General features: G+C 18.4%; 2 protein-coding genes. Both read left to right on the top strand.

The features are described 5' to 3' along the window. Window positions 1-229 (top strand): hypothetical protein (locus EHV01_RS06285; protein WP_422066711.1); only part of this gene is annotated, 229 nt, incomplete at its 5' end. Window positions 230-287: 58 nt separating this feature from the next. Next, window positions 288-440 (top strand): hypothetical protein, encoded by a 153-nt coding sequence (locus EHV01_RS06280; RefSeq protein WP_400248950.1) that lies wholly within the window; start codon window positions 288-290, stop codon window positions 438-440. Window positions 441-688 lie beyond the last annotated feature (248 nt).

Here is a 688-nt window from a genome sequence, read left to right as displayed (position 1 = left end):
AAAWAAAAATGCTGGACTTAGATACTATCATTTATGAAATGAAATTATTTTTGAATTAAAAGATGTTTTAAAAGAAAAAAATATAACATTTGAAGAATTTAAAAAAAAATATAGAAAAATTAATCAATTGTTTTATAATTGAAATTATATTGGAAGAATCAGACATAAATTTATTTGTAAATTATTGTTTAAACTGTTTAAAAATGAAATACCAAAATTAAACTTATAAAGCATTAATAATTTTTCATATTTCAAAAAATAAAAATTAGAAAGTAGATAAAATAACTATGAAAAAAATAGAAAATAAAGACACAATCAATCATAATTTAATGATTGTTGATGTTGATTTACAAAAATGTTTGAATTGTAGTTTTACGATTCAAAAAATCAATGATGAATGATTTACTATCAACACAGGAAATAACAACTGCTGTAAATAATAACTTGGTGTTATAATTTGTTTACCAAGATATTTTTATCTTTGGTATTAGTTAAATTCCTATGCTACTAAATATCAACTATATAAATATTAACCTTTACATTTTTATCTCATCTTAGCAAAATAAAAAAACATAATCTAAATCTTTAATTTTGTCGAAAACTCTTGATAAATATAAAATATACCTAAAATTAGGTATATTTTTAATATATGGAGGTAAATAATTAATGAAAAAAGTAATTACAGAAW

It is taken from the genome of Spiroplasma sp. hy2, from assembly GCF_044714365.1.
In the GTDB taxonomy this organism is placed as follows: Bacteria; Bacillota_I; Bacilli_A; order Mycoplasmatales; family Mycoplasmataceae; genus Spiroplasma; species Spiroplasma phoeniceum.
The sequence above is the reverse complement of the archived record's forward strand: the minus strand, read 5'-3'. Positions and strand labels throughout refer to the sequence as shown.